Genomic DNA, 734 nt, shown 5'->3' on the forward strand with positions numbered 1-734 from the left:
GGTAACACCAACCCGTTGAATAAGGACACCGATCATGATGGTATTCATGATGGTGACGAGGTCAATCCGAATATTGGGTCTGACAAGATCACGGATCCGAATAATCCGGATACGGATGGGGACCGTCTGGAAGACGGTGACGAGGTCAATAATCATAAGACCGATCCGAAGGATCCTGACACCGATAACGGTGGTGTCGATGATGGGGATGAGGTGAAGCGGGGTACTGATCCGCTTGATCCCGCCGATGATAAGACTGCTCCGTCTGATAATGGGAAGGCTGATCCTGATGAGGATGGGTTGACCAATGATGAGGAGAAGGAGCACGGTACTGATCCGTATGATCCTGATTCTGATAATGATGGCATCACTGATGGTGATGAGGTTAACGGTTCGAAGAACCCGTTCAAGGACAACAAGCACGATCCTTCGGGTAAGCCGGGTAACACCAACCCGATGGATGATGACACCGATGATGACGGGATCGATGATGGTGACGAGGTAGACCCTGCTATTGGGTCTGATAAGGTCACGGATCCGAATAATCCGGATACTGATGGGGACCGTCTGGAAGACGGTGACGAGGTCAATAATCATAAGACCGATCCGACCAAGCCTGACACCGATAACGGTGGTGTCGAGGATGGGGATGAGGTTGATAAGAAGACCGATCCGAGGGATCCGAAGGATGATAAGCCTGGCGATACCGATACTCCGTCTGATAATGGGAAGGC

At 51.2% G+C, this 734-nt stretch carries 1 pseudogene; it reads left to right on the forward strand.

What is annotated here, in order from left to right:
- Positions 1-734, forward strand: a pseudogene (locus tag HMPREF3044_RS13360) (hypothetical protein); the annotation flags it as partial.

It is taken from the genome of Corynebacterium sp. HMSC073D01 (assembly GCF_001815555.1).
In the GTDB taxonomy this organism is placed as follows: Bacteria; Actinomycetota; Actinomycetes; order Mycobacteriales; family Mycobacteriaceae; genus Corynebacterium; species Corynebacterium glucuronolyticum.